17 protein-coding genes are annotated in these 17,658 nt (G+C 66.9%); 7 read left to right on the top strand and 10 right to left on the bottom strand.

Annotation, left to right across the window (positions count from 1 at the left end):
* Positions 1-37 precede the first annotated feature (37 nt).
* On the bottom strand, positions 38-910 hold the full coding sequence (purU, locus tag AC1X6S_RS05830; protein ID WP_483404984.1) for a formyltetrahydrofolate deformylase: 873 nt from the start codon (positions 908-910) through the stop codon (positions 38-40).
* Positions 911-1,100: 190 nt separating this feature from the next.
* Between purU and AC1X6S_RS05825 the strand changes: the two genes are divergently transcribed.
* The 7 genes from AC1X6S_RS05825 to mnhG are packed head-to-tail and all read left to right on the top strand — an operon-like array spanning position 1,101 to position 8,673.
* Entirely contained in the window at positions 1,101-2,357 is a 1,257-nt protein-coding gene (locus AC1X6S_RS05825; protein WP_483404815.1) for an MFS transporter, read from the top strand.
* Positions 2,358-2,393: 36 nt separating this feature from the next.
* On the top strand, positions 2,394-5,312 hold the full coding sequence (locus AC1X6S_RS05820) for a Na+/H+ antiporter subunit A (RefSeq protein WP_483404814.1): 2,919 nt from the start codon (positions 2,394-2,396) through the stop codon (positions 5,310-5,312).
* Positions 5,309-5,842: a sodium:proton antiporter gene (locus tag AC1X6S_RS05815; protein ID WP_483404813.1), complete on the top strand. Its 534-nt coding sequence runs from the start codon at positions 5,309-5,311 to the stop codon at positions 5,840-5,842. The genes AC1X6S_RS05820 and AC1X6S_RS05815 overlap by 4 nt, the downstream gene beginning before the upstream one ends.
* A complete protein-coding gene (locus AC1X6S_RS05810) occupies positions 5,839-7,401 on the top strand; it encodes a Na+/H+ antiporter subunit D (protein WP_483404812.1) in 1,563 nt (520 codons plus the stop codon). The genes AC1X6S_RS05815 and AC1X6S_RS05810 overlap by 4 nt, the downstream gene beginning before the upstream one ends.
* Complete coding sequence (locus tag AC1X6S_RS05805; protein ID WP_483404811.1) at positions 7,398-7,979, top strand: Na+/H+ antiporter subunit E; 582 nt, start codon at positions 7,398-7,400, stop codon at positions 7,977-7,979. The genes AC1X6S_RS05810 and AC1X6S_RS05805 overlap by 4 nt, the downstream gene beginning before the upstream one ends.
* Entirely contained in the window at positions 7,979-8,242 is a 264-nt protein-coding gene (locus AC1X6S_RS05800) for an MrpF/PhaF family protein (RefSeq protein ID WP_483404810.1), read from the top strand. The genes AC1X6S_RS05805 and AC1X6S_RS05800 overlap by 1 nt, the downstream gene beginning before the upstream one ends.
* Positions 8,239-8,673, top strand: a complete 435-nt coding sequence (gene mnhG, locus AC1X6S_RS05795) for a monovalent cation/H(+) antiporter subunit G (protein WP_483404809.1) — start codon at positions 8,239-8,241, stop codon at positions 8,671-8,673. The genes AC1X6S_RS05800 and mnhG overlap by 4 nt, the downstream gene beginning before the upstream one ends.
* A gap of 54 nt (positions 8,674-8,727) precedes the next feature.
* Here mnhG and AC1X6S_RS05790 read toward each other — a convergent pair whose 3' ends face one another.
* The 9 genes from AC1X6S_RS05790 to AC1X6S_RS05750 form a co-directional block, all read right to left on the bottom strand.
* Positions 8,728-9,459 carry a hypothetical protein gene (locus AC1X6S_RS05790; RefSeq protein WP_483404808.1) on the bottom strand — a complete coding sequence of 244 codons (732 nt, stop codon included), beginning with the start codon at positions 9,457-9,459 and terminating at the stop codon, positions 8,728-8,730.
* Positions 9,460-9,539: 80 nt separating this feature from the next.
* A complete protein-coding gene (locus AC1X6S_RS05785) occupies positions 9,540-10,139 on the bottom strand; it encodes a DinB family protein (protein WP_483404807.1) in 600 nt (199 codons plus the stop codon).
* Positions 10,140-10,265: 126 nt separating this feature from the next.
* Positions 10,266-11,432, bottom strand: coding sequence for an N-acetylglucosamine-6-phosphate deacetylase (gene nagA, locus AC1X6S_RS05780; RefSeq protein ID WP_483404806.1), 1,167 nt, complete (start codon positions 11,430-11,432; stop codon positions 10,266-10,268).
* Positions 11,429-12,217, bottom strand: coding sequence for a DeoR/GlpR family DNA-binding transcription regulator (locus AC1X6S_RS05775; RefSeq protein WP_483404805.1), 789 nt, complete (start codon positions 12,215-12,217; stop codon positions 11,429-11,431). The genes nagA and AC1X6S_RS05775 overlap by 4 nt, the downstream gene beginning before the upstream one ends.
* Entirely contained in the window at positions 12,204-13,073 is an 870-nt protein-coding gene (locus tag AC1X6S_RS05770; RefSeq protein ID WP_483404804.1) for a class II fructose-bisphosphate aldolase, read from the bottom strand. Before AC1X6S_RS05770 ends, AC1X6S_RS05775 begins: the two co-directional genes overlap by 14 nt.
* Positions 13,070-14,032 (bottom strand): 1-phosphofructokinase family hexose kinase, encoded by a 963-nt coding sequence (locus AC1X6S_RS05765; protein WP_483404803.1) that lies wholly within the window; start codon positions 14,030-14,032, stop codon positions 13,070-13,072. The genes AC1X6S_RS05770 and AC1X6S_RS05765 overlap by 4 nt, the downstream gene beginning before the upstream one ends.
* The gene (locus AC1X6S_RS05760; protein ID WP_483404802.1) at positions 14,029-15,006 is read right to left on the bottom strand and encodes an ROK family protein; all 978 of its coding nucleotides are present in this window, start codon (positions 15,004-15,006) and stop codon (positions 14,029-14,031) included. The genes AC1X6S_RS05765 and AC1X6S_RS05760 overlap by 4 nt, the downstream gene beginning before the upstream one ends.
* Positions 15,003-15,899 carry an SIS domain-containing protein gene (locus tag AC1X6S_RS05755; RefSeq protein WP_483404801.1) on the bottom strand — a complete coding sequence of 299 codons (897 nt, stop codon included), beginning with the start codon at positions 15,897-15,899 and terminating at the stop codon, positions 15,003-15,005. The genes AC1X6S_RS05760 and AC1X6S_RS05755 overlap by 4 nt, the downstream gene beginning before the upstream one ends.
* Positions 15,900-15,987: 88 nt before the next feature.
* On the bottom strand, positions 15,988-17,544 hold the full coding sequence (locus AC1X6S_RS05750; RefSeq protein ID WP_483404800.1) for a family 20 glycosylhydrolase: 1,557 nt from the start codon (positions 17,542-17,544) through the stop codon (positions 15,988-15,990).
* Positions 17,545-17,658 lie beyond the last annotated feature (114 nt).

Here is a 17,658-nt window from a genome sequence, read left to right as displayed (position 1 = left end):
GGGGCCAGCGCGCCGGGCCGCAGGGCGGTCGTGTGGATTACTTGAAGATGATGGTGCGCGCACCGTCGAGCAGGACCCGGTCTTCAGCGAACCACTTGACCGCCTGGGTAAGCGTGCGGCTCTCTTCGTCCTGGCCGATCGCGACGAGTTCAGACGCGCTGCGCGAGTGATCGACCCGAACCACGTTCTGCTCGATGATCGGTCCCTCGTCGAGGTCGCTCGTCACGAAGTGCGCCGTTGCGCCGATGAGCTTCACACCACGGGCGTGTGCCTGGCGGTACGGGTTCGCTCCCTTGAATCCGGGGAGGAAGGAGTGGTGGATGTTGATGGCCCGGCCGGCGAGGCGCTCGCAGAGTTCGGGGGAGATGATCTGCATGTACCTGGCCAGCACAACGAGCTCGATGTCGAACTCGTCGACCGCGTCGAGAATGCGCCGTTCGAACGCCGCCTTCGACGCGGCATCCGTCACCGGGATCGATTCAAACGGAACGCCGTAGAACGACGCGAGGTCGCGCAGGGTGCCGTGATTTGAGAGCACGAGCGGAATCTCGACGGGGAGCTGTCCAGCCCGCTGCCGGAACAGCAGGTCGTTGACACAGTGCGCCGCTGTCGACGCGAGTACGAGCGTGCGCAGGGGGCGTCCGACCACGTCGAGGCGCCAGGTCATGTCGTAGTTCTCGGTGACGGGGGCTATCGCTGCCTCGAAGTCCTCGCGGCTGCCCGGTGACTCGACCTGCAGGCGCATGAAGAACCGTCCGGTATCCGCGCTCGAGAACTGCTGGCTCTCGGTGATGTTGCCGCGCGCGGCGACGACGGCCCCGCTGATCGCGTGGACGATGCCGGGCTGGTCGCTGCAGACGAAGGTGAGGACCCAGTGGTTCTGAGGTTCGTGGTGTGCGGAAGCTGTGATCACTGTTCAAGGTTAACCGGTGACGGATGCTCTTCCGAGCGTTGGGCGTCCGGGTCGCCTCAGGGAGCGTCGGGTAGACTCAATTCTGGTCGGCGCGTTCCGTCGGCCCTGGGCGCGCACACCAGCGCGTAGACGAACTCGGATCCTGCCGTACGGCCGATCGAGTGAACGCCATCGTTGGATATCCCCGATGACCACATCTTCCGTTTCACACCCGCGCGCCGCCGCGCCTGCCGCCGGTCCGTTCCCCTGGGTCGGCCTGATCGCGCTCGCCGCGACAGTCTTCCTCTCCGTCTCGAGCGAGATGATCCCGACCGGGCTCCTGCCCGAGATGAGCCGCTCCCTCGGCGTCACGCCGTCGCAGGTCGGCCTGCTCGTGACCTTCTTCGCATTCACCGTTGTCGTCTCGAGCGCGCCGCTCACCGCGGCGACCGTTCGCCTGCCGCGACACGCACTCATGGTCGGCATCCTCATCGTGCTCGGTCTCAGTAACCTGCTCACGGCGATTTCGCCCACCTACGAACTCGTCGTCGCGTCGCGGGTGCTCGGTGGCCTTGCGCACGGCCTGTTCTGGGCGCTCGTCCCCGCGTACGCCGCACACCTAGTGCCCAAGGACCAGATCGCGCGTGCCGTATCGATCACGCTCGGCGGCGGAACCCTCGCGTTCGTGCTCGGGGTTCCGCTCGGCACGGTTCTCGGTCAGTCGATCGGGTGGCGCTGGGCGTTTGCGGCGATTGCCATCGCCCTCGGCCTCGGTGCCCTCGCGGTGCTGCGCTGGCTGCCGAAGGTGGAACGGGAAACCATCCCTTCCCGGCTCGAGTCGGAACCGCGGCGAGACCCGACTGTTCTTCCCGTCGCGGCGATCTGTGTCACCGTCGCCATTGTCATGATCGGCCACTACGCGCTCTACACCTTTATCGCGCCGTTCGTCACCGACAGCATGGGCCTCGCGCCGGAGCACCTCAGTGCAGCCCTCTTCATCTACGGGGGAGCGGGCGCGGTCGGCCTCGTGCTCACGAGCACGGTGTTCGCACGGAGAACGTCGATGGGTCTCATCGCGGCGCTCGCAACGACAGCTGTCGCCGTCACTGTGATGGCCATGTCGACGTCGACGCTGTGGCTTTCCGGCCTCGCCCTCATCGTCTGGGGGCTCGCGTTCGGCCTGATCGCCCCGCTCCTGCAAACGAGGATGCTGCACACCGCAAGCCCGAGGATCCGGGACACCGCGAGCGCCTTCTACACCACCGCGTTCAACGCCGGGATCGGCGGGGGAGCGCTGGTCGGCGCGGTCCTCCTGGACTGGCAGGGTGTCGGATTCCTTCCGGTCGCGAATGTCACGCTGACCCTGCTCGGACTCGTGATTATTGTCCTGACCATCCACGTCACCGAGCGCCGGTCACGGTCGCGGGACGAACAACCGGTCGGGGACTCCTCCTCCGTCGGTTAAACTAAAGACCAATCGATCCAAACCCGAGAGACCTCCATGGCGCTTCTCCTGCTGGCCTTCCTCGTGGTTTCGTGCGCCACGAACATCCTCACCAGCTGGTTGTCGACGCGGGTCTTCTACGTCATCTCGCTGCTTCCGTTCGGCGCGTTCGTCTACACCCTGACGCAGACAGGAACCGTTCTCGCGGGCGGTTCCATCGTCGAGACCATCCCGTGGATCCCTCAGCTCGGTATTGCGCTGTCGTTCCGGGTCGATACTCTCGCCTGGCTGCTCGCTCTCATCGTGACCGGTGTCGGCGGGCTCGTCCTCGTCTATTGCGCCAGATATTTCTCCAGCGATGAACCGGGCCTCGGCCGGTTCGCGGCTCTCCTGCTCGCCTTCGCCGGCACGATGTACGGACTCGTGACCGCCGACGACATCATCGTGATGTTCATGTTCTGGGAGATCACGAGCGTGCTGAGCTACCTGCTCATCGGGCACTACGTCGATCGCAAGGAGAGCAGGGGTGCCGCGCTCCAGGCGCTCCTCGTCACAACGTTCGGCGGGCTCGTGATGCTCATCGGCGTTGTGATGATCAGCGTTCAGGCCGGAACGACATCCATCGCCTCGATCGTCGACCAGGGCCTCAGCTCACCGGCAACCACCGTCGCGATCCTCCTGATCCTCGTCGGCGCGCTGTCCAAGTCTGCGATCGTCCCGTTCCACTTCTGGCTCCCGGCCGCGATGGCTGCGCCAACGCCGGTGAGCGCGTATCTCCACGCCGCCGCGATGGTGAAGGCGGGTATCTACCTGGTGGCGCGCCTGGCCCCCGGGTACTCGGATACGCCTGGCTGGGTTGAGGTACTCGTGTCGCTCGGAGTGCTGGCGATGCTCGTCGGCGCCTGGCGGTCGCTGCGCCAGTACGACCTCAAGCTCGTCCTCGCCTATGGCACAGTGAGCCAGCTGGGCTTCCTCATGGTGATCGTCGGCTTCGGTGGATACGACGCGGCAATCGCCGGCGCCGCGCTGCTCGTCGCCCACGCCATCTACAAGGCAGCGCTTTTCCTCGTCGTCGGCATCATCGATCACAGGGCAGGCACCCGCGACTGGCGCAAACTCTCGGGCATCGGCAGGCAGTCGAAGATGCTCGCGGCAATCAGCCTCATCGCTGTTGCATCGATGGCCGGAATCCCGCCCCTCTTCGGTTTCGTGGCGAAGGAAGCCGTCTTCACCGCGTTCCTCGAAGCAGGGCGCGCCGGCGACGTCTGGGGCTGGGTGGCGCTTGTCGGCACAGCCGTCGGCTCCGTGCTGACCGTGGCGTACAGCATCCGCTTCTTCTGGGGCGCGTTCGCGACTCGGCCTGATCGCGCGCCGACAGTCCTGCACTCCGACGGCTGGGGCATTCTCACCGCTCCCGCGATCCTCGCGGCTGCCACGATCGCACTCGGCGTTGGTGCGTCCGCCGTCGACCCCTTCTTCCAGCCGTACGCCGACACCATGCCAGGTCACGGGGAGTACCACCTGGCGCTGTGGCACGGCTTCGAACCCGCACTCGCGGTGTCGGCGGTCGTGGTGCTGCTCGGTGTCGTCCTGTTCATCCGGCGCAAATGGGTGGCCAGGGTCCAGGATGCCGTGTCGCCCATGTTCGATAGCTCACGCGGCTACTGGCTCATCATCCAGTTCATCGACCGGCTGTCCGCCCGCACGACGATCTTCGCCCAGCGCGGCGGACTGCCCCAGTACCTCGGCACGATCCTCGTCGTCTACGTGCTGACCCTCGGGGTTGCGTCCGCCATGAACCGAAGCTGGCCAGACAGCATCCGCTTGTGGGATTACCCGGAGCAGGTCCTCATCGCCGTTGCCGTTGCGACGGCTGCGGTCATGGCGGGCAAGGCGAAGCAGCGGATGAGCGCGGTGCTGCTCGTCGGAACCACAGGTTTCGGAATGGTCGCCCTCTTTGCCCTGCACGGCGCACCCGACCTCGCGCTCACACAGGCCCTCGTCGAAATGGTGACGCTCGTTGTCTTCGTTCTTGTGCTGCGGAGGCTGCCGACCAGAATCGCGCAGCGGAACAAGCCGGTGCGGAGGATTCTTCGAGCCGCGATCGGCGTCGCCGTTGGGGTCACGATGGCTATCGTTGCGATCATCGCGCTCGGTGCGCGGCAGGCCGAGAGCATCGGCGCCGAATGGCCGAGGCTCGCTGTTGAAGGTGCGCACGGCCTCAACATCATCAACGTCGTCCTCGTCGACATTCGCGCGTGGGACACCATGGGGGAGATCTCCGTCCTCGTTGTTGTCGCAACGGGAATCGCGAGCCTCCTGTTCGTCACCGGGAGGACGGGGCCGATTCCGCGGCTCTCCGGATCCAAGCAGCAGCGTCGCGGCCGCAATCGCCGCCGCGTTGTCGTCGACCCGCTCGCACCGGGCCCTGAGGCCAGCTCGAACCGGATGAGCTGGCTGCTCGCCGGCCGGACGCTCGCCCGCGACCACAGGTCAGTCCTGCTCGAGGTCCTGGTGCGTTTGCTCTTCCACCCGGCAATCGTGGTGTCGGTGTACCTGCTCTTTGCCGGGCACAACGCACCGGGAGGAGGGTTCGCCGGCGGACTGCTCGCGGGGCTCGCGCTCGTCGCCCGTTACCTTGCCGGCGGCCGCTACGAGCTCGCCGAGGCGATCCCCGTCGACGCCGGCAAGATCCTCGGACTCGGCCTCGCCCTCGCCGTTGGCACCGCCATCGCCTCGATGTTCTTCGGCGGCGCTGCACTGCAGTCGGTCTACCTTGAGGCGGACGTGCCGATCCTCGGACACCTGTCGTTCGGCTCGTCGACCATCTTCGACTTCGGGGTGTACCTCGTCGTGGTCGGCCTCACGCTCGATATCCTTCGCAGCCTCGGGGCTGAGATCGACCGCCAGCAGGAGGACGCAGACCTGTCGGGCGAAGCGCAGGACGACTTCTCCGAGAGCGAGGCAGTGCGATGACCGCGTCACTGACACTCATCATCCTCATGGCCATTCTCTACGCGGTCGGGATTACCGTCATGCTGGAGCGCTCGCTGACCCGCGTGCTCATCGGCTTCATGCTCGTCGGTAACGCCACCAACCTCCTCATCCTGCTCGTCAGCGGACCGAGCGGCAGCGCGCCGATCGTCACGGGCACGGCATCCGATGAGTCGATGGTCGACCCGGTGCCGCAGGTTCTCATGCTCACCGCCATCGTGATCAACTTCGGGATCACGGCCTTCGTCCTCGCGCTCATCTACCGGTCGTGGTGGCTCGCGCAGCTCGGCGACCAGGGCGACGTTGTACCCGACCAGCACACCGAAGACACCCAGGCGCTGACCGAGGCAACGTTCGATGCCGTCGACCTCGACGACGCGGCAATCCAGCAATTGCTCGCGGCGAGCGACGAGCATCCGGACGACCCGGGCGACGCAGAGGGCCGGGACGATTCTTCCGGCCCGGACCGTTCGGACGACACAGGCAGGAACGAGAAGGGGAGACGCACATGACCGCGATTCTGCCGCTCATCGTCCTGATCCCGCTCTTCGCCGCCGCCCTCGCGCTGGTTCTCAGCGCTTACCGGCGTGCGCAGGTCGCGGTCAGTATTCTCGCGCTCAGCGCGGTCTCCGTGCTGGCGACCATCCTGCTCGTCCACGTCGACAGGCACGGAGCTGTCGTCGTCGATGTCGGTGCGTGGGATGCCCCGTTCGGTATCGTCCTCGTTGCCGACCGGCTCGCGGTCATCATGGTGCTGATCTCCGCGCTGATGCTCCTCGGTGTGCTCATCTTCGCCGCCGGCCAGGGTATCGCCGACGGCGACCGGGATACACCGGTCACGATCTTCCACCCCACCTACCTCGTGCTGTCGGCCGGGTTGTTCGATGCCTTCGTCGCCGGCGACCTGTTCAACATGTATGTCGGGTTCGAGATGCTGCTCTCGGCGAGCTATGTGCTCCTGACGCTCGGTGGAACAGGTGCGCGCATCCGCGCCGGCGTGACCTACATCATCATCAGTCTCACGTCGTCGATCATCTTCCTGGCCTCGATCGCTTTCATCTACGCGGCCACCGGCACGGTCACCATCGCACTCATCGCCGAGCGGGTCAGGGACCTTCCCATGGATGTGCAGCTCATCCTGTGCATCTCGCTCCTCGTCGCATTCTGCGTCAAGGCTGCTGTGTTCCCGATGTCGTTCTGGCTCCCCGACTCGTACCCAACGGCACCGGCACCCGTGACGGCGGTGTTCGCCGGTTTGCTGACCAAGGTCGGCGTCTATGCCATCATCCGGACAGACACCGTGATGTTCACCGACGTCGATATCGACGTTCCGCTCATGATCATCGCCCTGCTCACGCTGCTCATCGGGATCCTCGGCGCCCTGGCGCAGGCCGACATCAAACGGCTGTTGTCGTTCACCCTCGTCAGCCACATCGGCTACATGATCTTCGGTATCGCCATTGGGAGTCAGGCCGCACTGGCGGCGACGATCTTCTACATCATCCACCACATCATCGTGCAGACGACCCTGTTCCTCGCGACCGGACTCGTGGAACGGATCGGCGGCACGACCTCGATCAACCGGCTCGGCGGCATCCTCAAGGCGTCCCCGTTCGTGTCAGTGCTGTTCTTTATCGGCGCGATGAACCTCGGGGGCATCCCGCCGTTCTCCGGATTCCTCGGCAAGATCGGCCTGTTCGAGGCCGGCGTCGAGCTGGGAACGCCGTTGTCCTACCTGCTGATCGCCGCGGGAGCACTCACCTCCCTGCTCACGCTGTACGCGCTCGCGCGAGTATGGAACATGGCTTTCTGGCGGTCGGAGAGCGAGGTCGAGGGTTATTCATCCCCGTTGCTCAAGTCGCTTGCGGAGGGCCCGGAGGACCGGGGCGTCACCGTGATGTCCAAGCGCGTCCCCGCCCTGATGCTCAGTGCAACCACAGGAATGGTTGCGCTGACCGTCTGCCTCACTCTCTTCGCCGGGCCGCTCTTCGCCTTCGCCGAGCGCACGGCATCCGATTTCGAAGTCTCTTCCACCTACGTCGAGGCCGTGTTCCCGGGGGGTGTGCAATGAGTTCAGACTCGGGACACCACATCAGGGCGGTCAGCCAGTTCGCGCTGCTCGGCGGCCTCGTTGTGCTCTGGTGCCTGGTGTGGGGCCAGGTGACGGTGCTTACGGTCCTGACCGGAGTGATTCTCGCCGTTGTGATCTCGCTGATGTTCTACCTGCCGGCGATCGATCTGAGCGGCCGCGTCAACGTCTGGTACCTCCTGGTGTTCTTCGTCCGGCTCATCGTCGACATCGCGCGGGCGTCAATCGACGTGGCCTGGCTGGTCATCAACCCGAGGTACAAGCCGTCGAGCGCTGTTATCGCGATTCCGCTCGACACCCGGTCCGACCTCATCATGACCTTCACCGCCGAAGCCATCTCGCTCGTTCCCGGCTCGATCGTGGTCGATGTCGACCGTCAGGAGTCCGTGCTCTACGTCCACGTCATCAACGTCCGCACCGAGCAGGACCTTGAGGAGTTCCGCGACGAGGTTTTCGCCACGGAGAAACGACTGGTCATGGCCATCGGTTCGAACGACGACGTCTGGCGGGTGCGCCAGCCCAACCACCTGACCAGATCCGACACGGGAGGAGGCTCCTGATGCAGGTTGCGATCATTATCGCCGGTGTGCTCTTCAGTATCGGGGCTGTCGCCGCGCTCTACCGGGTGATCAAGGGGCCGAGCCTGCTCGACCGCGTCATCGCCTCCGACGTCTTCGTTGCCACGGTGATGTGTGTGCTCGGAAGTGAAATGGCTTTCAACCAGCACACCGAGACGCTGCCCGTCATCCTCGTTCTCGCGGCATTCGCATTCCTCGGCTCGGTGAGCTTTGCCCGCTTCATGGCGAAACAGGATGAGACATGATCTGGGACAGCGTTCGCGAAATCATCACCATCACCCTCGTCATGGTTGCCGCGCTGATGTGCGCTGCAGCGGGTATCGGTCTCTTCCGGTTCCCCGACGTGCTGTCCCGGCTCCACGCCGCAACGAAGCCGCAGATCCTCGGCCTCATGTGCGCCTCTGCCGGGGTCGCCGTGAACGACCCGCGGATAGCGACCTTCGCGCTCCTCACGGCCATCATCATCTTCCAGGGGCTGACAGCTCCGATCACCGCGCACATGGTCGCGCGAGCCGCCTACCGGTCGAATCACCTGCGTCGTGACCTGCTGATCCGGGATGAGCTCGCCGACCGGGTCGAGCGGATCGAGCGGGAGAGGGCGGCAGCAGCAACGGGTCCCGACGCCGATACCGGGGCCGCCTACGAACAACGAACCGCGGGCGAACCCGACAAATAACCGGGACGGACAGCTCCACGCGACGTGCTGACGGCATCCGTCTGTCGGGTGGTTTCAGGGTTGTGGCGCTGCACGACTGACGAGGTCGAGGATCGCGTTGGCGACGCCGGCAGGGTCGACGAGCATGTGGAGGTGGCGGCCGTCCAGTTCGATGACAGGCCACCCGCGTGATCGGGCCCGGGAGGCCTCATCGGCGTAGGTCGAGCCGAAGGCGAGGTAACCGGCTGGCGTCGTGTCCCAGCCCGCGTCGATCCTGAGCGCGCCGCGGAGGAAATCGAGGGGAAGCTGGGGTTGCTGCGCTTCGATGTGGAACCTCGTCGCCGGGTCAGGGAAGAGTCTGGCGATGTCTTCCTCGTCGAACCAGTCAGTCCAGACGGGGAGCAGGCCATCCTCGTCGGCGAGGGGTTCGACCCGGTCGAGCACAGCGGCTACCGCGAGCTTCTGGATACCCGACGAGACAGGAACGACCGCGTCGACGAACACCACGCAGGCCACCGTGCGGATGTCGATCAGCGTCGGGACAAAGTTGCCCGCATTGGAATGCGGCACGAGGATGACCGTGCGGTCGGCGGGAACCGCGGTCGCGTAGCCCAGGGCCGCATCGATCGGGGTCACGGGGTCCGGCTCGTCGGCGGGCGGAGCGATGACCACCTCGTGTCCCCGACGGCGTAATTCGCGCTGGACCGGTTCCCAGGCGGCAGGGCCGAGGAGGGCGCTCGCCAGCAGCACGATGACGGGCGCGTCCGGAATGTCCTCTGTCGGGAGAACCGGTTCAGGAGCCTGCATATTCACCTCCGTTCCCGGTACGCTACCGGGTGCCAGCTGCGGACGAGTGCGCACTGCCGAGCCGGGGCCGGGTTGGCGCGTCAGGTCGCCGCGCGATCGGCTGCGGCCACCGCGGTTTGCTCGAGCCGGTTGACGTAGCTCGCCCACCAGCTCTCGTCATCCGTTGGCAGGTTCGACGTGCCGGCCCTGAGCCCGACGGAACCGTCGATGAGTTCACGGACGATATCCGCGTGGCCCGCGTGCCGGTTGGTTTCCTCGACGAGGTGCACGAGGATCCGGTGCAGGGTGGTCTCGCTCTTCTCCCGCGGCCACCAGGGCACCCGCCCGACGGCGCTCAGATCGAGGGCGGCGACAGTGGCATCCGAGTGTTTCCACACGCGCCGGTACAACGCGATGATCGACTCTCGCGATTCGTCTTCCGTTGCCCACATGTCGGCGTTCGGCTCGGCATCGTCGTCCATCCACGGCAGCGGTTCGGGGAACGGCCGGCCAAAGGTCTCGCCGAGGTATCCAGCCTCGACGCCGGCAATGTGCTTGATCAGGCCGAGCAGGTTCGTGCCCGTCGGAACGAGCGGGCGGCGAACGTCGTACTCCGACACCCCGTCGAGCTTCCACAGGAGCGCCTCCCTGGCGCGCTGCAGGTAGATGGCGAGGTCGTCCCTGGGGTCGGTGAGCGGCATGACGACAGCCTTGCACAGAGGGCATCGTTACCGCACGGGTGAATGGTCCGGCAGGCGAGCGCATCACGTGCGGTCGAGCGCATCAGTTGCGCGGGGTGTTTTCGACCGGAACTGATGGTCTCGGCGCTAAGTGACCCGGTCGCCCGCTGCCCACACGCCGACGACGGTGAGGTCGTCGTCGAGAAGCACGGCATCGGCAGCGAAACCGGGCGCGAGCTGCCCGAGGTCGCCAGCGCGCCCGATCGCGCGGGCAGGCGTCGTCGTGAGCGCCGTGACGGCATCCGTGAGTTCGATGCCGACGTCGAACACCGCACGCCGAAGCGCCTCGTCGAGCAGGAGCGTCGATCCGGCGATCGAGTCGCCGTCGGTGAGCCGGGCGACACCGTCCGTCACCGTGACCGACAGCGAACCAAGCTGGTAGACGCCGTCGTCCGAACCGGCTGCAGCCATGGCATCCGTGATCAGGGCGATTCGGCCCGGTGCGGAAGCGAACGCCATCCGAACGACCTCGGGGTGAACGTGGACACCGTCGTTGATGATCTCGAGGGTCACCGATGGTGAGGAGGTCGCGGCTGCGACCGGTCCCGGTTCGCGGTGGTGGATGCCGTTCATCGCGTTGAACGCGTGGGTGAGGATGCTCGCCCCCGCCTCGAACGCCTCGAGGGCGCCGTCGAAGTCGACGCTGGTGTGCCCGACCGCCACTGTGACGCCCGCGTCGGCAAACTGACGGATGGCGTCGAGGCCTCCCGGCAGCTCGGGGGCGAGAGTGACATGCCTGAGCGTGCCGCGAGCCGCTGCGACGAGGCGGTCGATGCTCTCGGGGTCAGGAGCGCGCAGCAGCTCAGGGTTGTGGGCACCCTGCCTGCCAATGTCGAGGAAGGGACCCTCGAGGTGAGAACCGAGGATCGTCGGGTCCGCCTCGGCGAGGTCGGCGATGGTGCCGACGCGGTCGACGAGGTCGTCGACGGTTGCGGTGACGAGCGAGAGCACGGACCGGGTCGTGCCGTGGCTGCGGTGGACCTCGAGGGCCGAGCGGATGCTGTCAGCACCGTCGTCGAATGATCGCGCGTTGCCCCCGTGCCCGTGGATGTCGATGAAGCCGGGAGTGAGGGTGAGGCCTTCCCCGTTCACGGTCTCTGCCGCGCCAAGCTGTGTCCACTCCGGCCCGGAGCCGACCGCAGCAATGACGTCGCCGGACACGGCCACGAACGCCTCGGGCGTGACGTGCCCGCCGGTGACGAGCGTGACCGAGTGAATGACGAGGTCGATGGGCGCTGGAGCGAGTTCAGTCACGATGCAACGATAACGTCGATGCCGTCGGCGGCGAACGCGCTTTTCTGCTCGGCGGTGATCCCGTCGTCGGTGATGAAACTGCCGAAGAGTTCGGCCCCGCCGACCGTCGCGAACGACCGAACACCGATCTTGGTGGAGTCCGCCACCATGAACGCTCGGGCGGCCCTCGATGCCATCAGCCGGTTGACGTGCGCTTCCGACTCGTCGTTGACCGAAGCGCCGTGCTCAGGCACGACGCCGTTGACCCCGATGAAGGCCAGGTCAAGCGCCACCCCCTCGAGGACCATGTCGCTGTACGGTCCGACGAGTTCGTACGATCGCGGGTGCACCACTCCGCCTGTGACGACCACCTTGAACTGCGGACGCATGGCGAGCTGGGCGGCGATGTTCACGGCGTTGGTCACGATCGTGAGGCTCGGCTCCGGGGACGGCTCCGAGAGGTCGGATCGCGTCGACAGAACCGTCGCGATCGCGGTCGCCGTTGTGCCCCCGCACAAACCGACGACGCTGCCGCGGTGAACCAGGGCGCTCGCCGCCTGCGCGATCAGTTGCTTCGCTTCGGCGTTCGATTCGTGCCGGTACCTGATCGGCAGGTCGTATGCGACTGAATTACCGACGGCGCCACCCCTGGTGCGGGTCAGCAACTGCTGCCTCGCGAGGGTGTCGAGGTCACGGCGGGCGGTCGCTGGGGAGACTCCGAGTGACGCGGTCAGGTCGTCGACCTCGACCTGGCCGTTTTCAGCGAGCAGGTCGAGTACGGCGCGCAGTCGCTCATCGCGATTCATCGAGTGCTTCCGTCGTGGCCATCCCGCGCGCGAAGAGTGTCAGGAGTCGTTGTGCCTCCCGGCTCAGGCTTTCCCGGGCGGGGGTGAGGTACTTGCGCGGATCGACGATCGCGTCGTCATTGTCGAGTACCGCGCGCGCGGCGCGGGTGTAGAAGCCGTTGAGGTGGGTCGACACGTTGATCTTGGTCATCCCGGAGCCGATGGCCGCAACGATGTTGGCGTCGGCGACACCCGAGGAGCCGTGCAGCACGAGGGGCACGGTCAGCGCCGACCGCAGCGCTGCGATCAGGTCGAGATCGACGGATGCCACGCGGTTTGTCATCGCGTGTGAGGAGCCGACGGCGACGGCGAGTGCGTCGACCCCGGTGTCGGAGACGAAGGAGACGGCTTCGACGGGATCGGTGCGGACGCCGGGAGCGTGGGCGCCGTCCTTGCCGCCGACCTTGCCCAGCTCGGCCTCGACATACACGCCGGCGTCGTGAGCGGCTTCGACCACCCTCCGGGTCGCCGCGACATTGTCGGCGTACTCGAGCTTCGCCCCGTCGTACATCACCGAACTGAAACCGAGGTCGATGGCCTCCCGTGCGAGCGACTCATCCTCCGCGTGGTCGAGGTGGACCGAGACCGGCGTTGACGCGGCCTCGGCGAGGGCGAGCGTCGCGCGCGCGATCGGTCCGAGCGAGCCGTGGTAACGGGCGCAGTTCTCAGAGATCTGCAGGATGACGCCGAGACCCGCGCGCTCGCTCGCCGAAACGAGACCCTCGGCCGTCTCGAGCGACACCACGTTGAAAGCGCCGATTCCCGTCCCGTTCCTGTACGCGTGGTCGATCAGGGTTCTCGTCGTCTCGAGCGTCATGACTTTCTCTCGTCCGTGGTTGTCGTGGGGTGGCCCTGGTAACGGGAGATGGTGATCTCGCGTTCGAGGTCGGTGATTCGTCCCGGGTCGACGTCGCCGGCGATGGGTTCGAGTACGGCCGCGGCCGACCAGGCTGTCGCCCTGGTGAGGATCGCCCGTGTGTCGAGGTGTGCGCGGGTGTCCCGCGCGAGGAGTGCTGCCACGCCGGCGACGCCCGCGTCGCCGGCGCCCGTCGGGTTGCCGGCGAGGACGCGGCCGAGCCGAGCCGCGAGCACGGGTTCCGCCGGGTCGGCGGGAACAGCGATCATGCCCGCTTCGCCGAGCGACACGAGCACGAGGCCGGCGCCCATCGACTGGAGCGCGCGAGCGCCGGCGACCGGATCTGATTCGCCCGTGGTGTCGAGGAGTTCGCTCGCGTTGGGTTTGAGAACCGTCGCACCGGCAACGGCAGCGTTTCGCAGTTGCGTGCCCGTGGCATCCGCTATGACGGGAATGCCCGCAGCGCGACCGGCGGCGACGAGATCACCGTAGAGAGTGTCAGGGCATCCGGGCGGGACGCTTCCGGAGATGACGAGGCAGGTCGCGTCGGCCAGTCGACCGGTGACGGCAGCGAGAAGCTCGGCCCAGGCCCCTGCGTCGATGGCCACGCCCGTCTCGTTGATGATCGTCGTCCCGTCCGGTTCGACGATGGCGGTCGACTGCCTCACGTTTCCGGGAACCCCGACGAGCGTGGACGGAATACGCCCGAGATCCGAGCCGAACCAGTCCAGGTCGTTTCGTCCGACCGGCGCAACGACGAGCGCGTCTTCACCCATCTTCGTCAGGACCCTCGCGACGTTGAGCCCCTTGCCTCCTGCCCGGCGGATGCCCGGTGCGACCCGGTGGGTGTGCCCAAGGTCCAGGCGGTCGAGGGTGAGGGTGATGTCCACGGCCGGGTTCGGCGTGACCGTGACGATCACGGGGCACCGGCCGATGGGTCGAGGATGCCGCGGGCGCCGAGGGCGGCGCCGACAAGTCCCGCATTTTCGCCGACCGTCGCCGGGAGGAGGACCGGCCGCCTGTGGAAGGTGAGGAAGGAGTTCATCCGCTCGGCGACCGGTTCGAACAGGGCGTCGCCCGCCTGGGCGAGTCCGCCGCCGAGCACGATGGCCTCCGGGGCGAGCAATGCGACGCTCTGGGCGAGCGCCAGGCCGATGGCATCCGTCGCATCCGACCAGACCCGCTGCGCGAGCAGGTCGCCGGACCGGGCCCGCTCGAGCACCTCACGGGCGCCGAGAGGGCCGTCGACGTGGTCGCCCGCCGGCAGACCAGCGCGGTACAGCCGGCTGATCGCGCCCGCCGACCCGATCGCCTCGAGGCAGCCGCGACCGCCGCAGGCGCACGGGGTCCCGCCGGGGCTCACCACCGAGTGCCCGATTTCGCCGGCGTAGCCGTGAGCTGAGTACGGTTTCCCGTCGATGAAGACCGCGCCGGCGATGCCGGTCCCGATCACGACGACGAGCACGTTCGAGTACTGGCCTGCGCTCCCGAGCTGGTACTCAGCGGCCCCCGCTGCCCTGACGTCGTGGGTGAAGTACACGGGAACGCCGAGTCGTTCGGCGGCGAGCGCGCGGAACGGCACGTCCCGCCAGCCGATGTTCTCGGAGAACACGCCGATGCCGAGTTCGTCGTCGACGAGGCCGGGCACGATGAGTCCAGCCGCGCGGATGTCGGTGTCGGGGTGCGCGGCACGGAACCGGAGGGCCAGGGTTTCGACCTGCGCCAGCACGGCGTCCGCGGTGCCGTCGACGGAGTGCGGCGTCGGTACCCGCACCGTGTCGACCAGGCGGCCATCAGTGCCAACCAGTGTTGCCTTGGTATCGGTCCCGCCCACATCGAACGCGAGGACAGCGGGGCCGGTGCCCAGCTGGCCGGGTGGGGCGGTTTCGATCATGCGCCGAGAATGACGGAACGGGTGAGGTTCCGGGGCAGGTCGGGGTTGAGTCCCGCGCGGAGTGAGCGCTCGAGGGCGACACGGTGGGCGCGGACCAGGTCGGCGACGGGATCGAGCGCCGAGTGCTCGAAGTGTGCGTCGGTCACAGCGACGTCGGCGTCGAGGCCAGCTGGCATCTCGCCGAACAGCCAGACAGCGCGTCCGGGGGCGGCGATGGCGAGCGGTCCGTGGCGGTACTCCATCGCCGGGTATGACTCGGTCCAGGCCTGCGATGACTCGCGCATCTTGAGTGCGGCCTCGTGGGCGAGGCCAACCGTCCAGCCGCGACCGAGGTACGTGACCTGCTCTGCTCCGATGAGCTGTTCCGGCAGTTCTTCCGTGAGGGCGGTTTCTGCGTCGGCAATGGACTGTGAGACATCGGCCCCGGTCGATGCGCGGAGGAAGGTCAGCGCCGTTGTCGCGAAGCGGGTCTGGACGACGCTCTTCTCGTCGGCGAACGGCAGGGCGATGATGTCATCGGCCGCGTCGACGAGGGGGCTCGAGGTGTCACCGACGATGCCGATGGTGCGGACCTTGCCGCGGATGCCGCCGAGTAGTTCGAGGACTTCCGACGTGGTTCCCGAGCGAGTGATTGCGACGACGGCGTCATAGTCACGGTCGACGAACGCTTCGGACGCGGCGAAGGCGTCGGTCACTCCGAGGCCGGCGTTCTCGCGCAGGGCGGCGTAGGACTGAGCCATAAACCAGGAGGTGCCGCAACCGACGACCGCGACCTTCGCACCCGCCTGGGGAAGAAGCTTCGGCTCAGCGACCAGGTCGACGGCCTGTGCCCATACCGCTGGCTGGCTTTGGAGTTCTTCGGCCATGTGCGCGCCGGCGGTCTGAGTGTTCACGATTCGTCCGTTTCCGTGTATCGATGATTGGTAGTGATTGATTTATCGCTTTACAATCATTATCAATCGCCGCGACCGCGGATGCAACCTAAGTGGACAGCCCCGGCTCGGTGTCCGTGGCGCTCACGCGAGCCCCAGCTCTGATGCCCAGTGCCTCAAACCGTGGCTGAAGCGCCTCGAGCCGAGCGGCGAAGTCAGCCCAGACCCGCCGGTCTGACTCATCCGGTCGCACCGACCAGGCGATCTCGGCGAGCGCGACGAGCCGGGGGAACGCGAGGTAGTCGATGTCGGCCCTCGATCGAACGGTCTCGGTCCAGAGCGGCGCTTCGATGCCGAGGATGTTCCCGGCGGCGTCGGGAAGGATCGCGGTCGGCTCCCACTCGTACGATTCACGCACAGTCGTGAACCCGTCCGCCCAGGACAGCCCGATCGGGCTCGACTCGTCGTAGGAGATATCGAGGTAGGCGACATCCGCGGGGGAGAGGATCAGTGAACCGCCCTGGCGCACGAACGAGAGTGCCCGATCGGCCGCGTCGTTCTGCGGCGTGAGGAAGCTCCAGTACTGCCCGACGGTCCCTGGGGCGAGGTCGGTGCTGATTCCGGCCTCGTGCCATGCGATCGGGACCTTGCCGTGTGATGCGACCAGCCGGCTCGCGCGCGCAACGAACTCCCGGTACTCGTCGGTCGGTGTGGCGTGGGACTCATCGCCGCCGAAGTGGAGCCACGGGCCAGGGGACTGCTCGGCGACCTCACGGAAGACGTCGTCGAGGAACGCCCAGGTGGCGTCGCTCGTCGTGTCGAGGGTCGAGAAGCCCACCTCTGTGCCGAGGTATGCCGCCGCCGCTGTGCCGCCCGGGTTGAGTTCGGGCAGCGCTGACAGTGCCGCGTTGGTGTGGCCGGGGACGTCGATCTCGGGCACGATCGTCACGAAGCGGGCGCTCGCATACTCGACAATGCGAGCGAAGTCGGCCTTGGTGTAGAAACCGCCGGGGTCGCCGTCCACAGCGGTGGAACCGCCGATCTCGGTGAGTTCCGGCCGAGAGTCGATGCTGATGCGCCAGCCCTGGTCATCGGTGAGGTGGAGGTGCAACACATTGATCTTGAACAGGGTGATCATGTCGATGAACCGGCACACCTCGTCTACGCCGAAGAAGTGCCTGGCCACATCGAGCATGGCGCCCCGGTAGGAATAGCGCGGCCGGTCCGTGATGGTGGTCGCGGGGGCCTCCCACGCAACGGACTGCACCGTGCGGTCTTCGACGTCGCTCGGGAAGAGCTGACGCAGCGACTGGACGCCATAGAACAGCCCCGCAACGGTGGCGGCGGTCAGCTGCACACCGAGTGCAGACGTCTCGAGTGCGTAGCCCTCCTCGCCGAGATTCCTGGTGTCGGCGACGTCGAGGTGCAGTGCAATGTCGTGCGCTGGCGCCGGCTCACCGCCGTCCGGGCCTGCCTCGAACGGTTCGATGATCGGAACGAGAAACCCCGTCGATCGTCGCAGCAGCCCGGCGAGGTACGAGGCGACGGATGCCGCGGCGGTCGTCGCGAGGATCCGGGACGCGGTCGTCAGAACGAAGGGTGCAGCCCCGGGCGGTGTGACCTGCGTTACAGGCTGGGGAACGATGCTGCCGGGGAGGTGTCTCATCTGTGATCCGTTTCTTGAACTGCGGTGTCCGAGCTGCCGAAGGGCCGTGCGCCCGGGGGCGCCGAAGCGCTGCGATTCGGGCGTCTGTCCACTGTAGCCAGCGCTCGGGGAGTG

The organism is Mycetocola sp. Y442 (genome assembly GCF_056898615.1).
The sequence above is the reverse complement of the archived record's forward strand: the minus strand, read 5'-3'. Positions and strand labels throughout refer to the sequence as shown.

Bases quoted from the DNA above. Each gene is read 5' to 3' on its own strand.
- AC1X6S_RS05825 (WP_483404815.1), top strand. From the start codon at position 1,101: ATGACCACATCTTCCGTTTCACACCCGCGCGCCGCCGCGCCTGCCGCC.
- AC1X6S_RS05820 (WP_483404814.1), top strand. From the start codon at position 2,394: ATGGCGCTTCTCCTGCTGGCCTTCCTCGTGGTTTCGTGCGCCACGAAC.
- AC1X6S_RS05815 (WP_483404813.1), top strand. From the start codon at position 5,309: ATGACCGCGTCACTGACACTCATCATCCTCATGGCCATTCTCTACGCG.
- AC1X6S_RS05810 (WP_483404812.1), top strand. From the start codon at position 5,839: ATGACCGCGATTCTGCCGCTCATCGTCCTGATCCCGCTCTTCGCCGCC.
- AC1X6S_RS05805 (WP_483404811.1), top strand. From the start codon at position 7,398: ATGAGTTCAGACTCGGGACACCACATCAGGGCGGTCAGCCAGTTCGCG.
- AC1X6S_RS05800 (WP_483404810.1), top strand. From the start codon at position 7,979: ATGCAGGTTGCGATCATTATCGCCGGTGTGCTCTTCAGTATCGGGGCT.
- mnhG (WP_483404809.1), top strand. From the start codon at position 8,239: ATGATCTGGGACAGCGTTCGCGAAATCATCACCATCACCCTCGTCATG.
- AC1X6S_RS05790 (WP_483404808.1), bottom strand. From the start codon at position 9,459: ATGCAGGCTCCTGAACCGGTTCTCCCGACAGAGGACATTCCGGACGCG.
- AC1X6S_RS05785 (WP_483404807.1), bottom strand. From the start codon at position 10,139: ATGCCGCTCACCGACCCCAGGGACGACCTCGCCATCTACCTGCAGCGC.
- AC1X6S_RS05775 (WP_483404805.1), bottom strand. From the start codon at position 12,217: ATGAATCGCGATGAGCGACTGCGCGCCGTACTCGACCTGCTCGCTGAA.
- AC1X6S_RS05770 (WP_483404804.1), bottom strand. From the start codon at position 13,073: ATGACGCTCGAGACGACGAGAACCCTGATCGACCACGCGTACAGGAAC.
- AC1X6S_RS05760 (WP_483404802.1), bottom strand. From the start codon at position 15,006: ATGATCGAAACCGCCCCACCCGGCCAGCTGGGCACCGGCCCCGCTGTC.
- AC1X6S_RS05750 (WP_483404800.1), bottom strand. From the start codon at position 17,544: ATGAGACACCTCCCCGGCAGCATCGTTCCCCAGCCTGTAACGCAGGTC.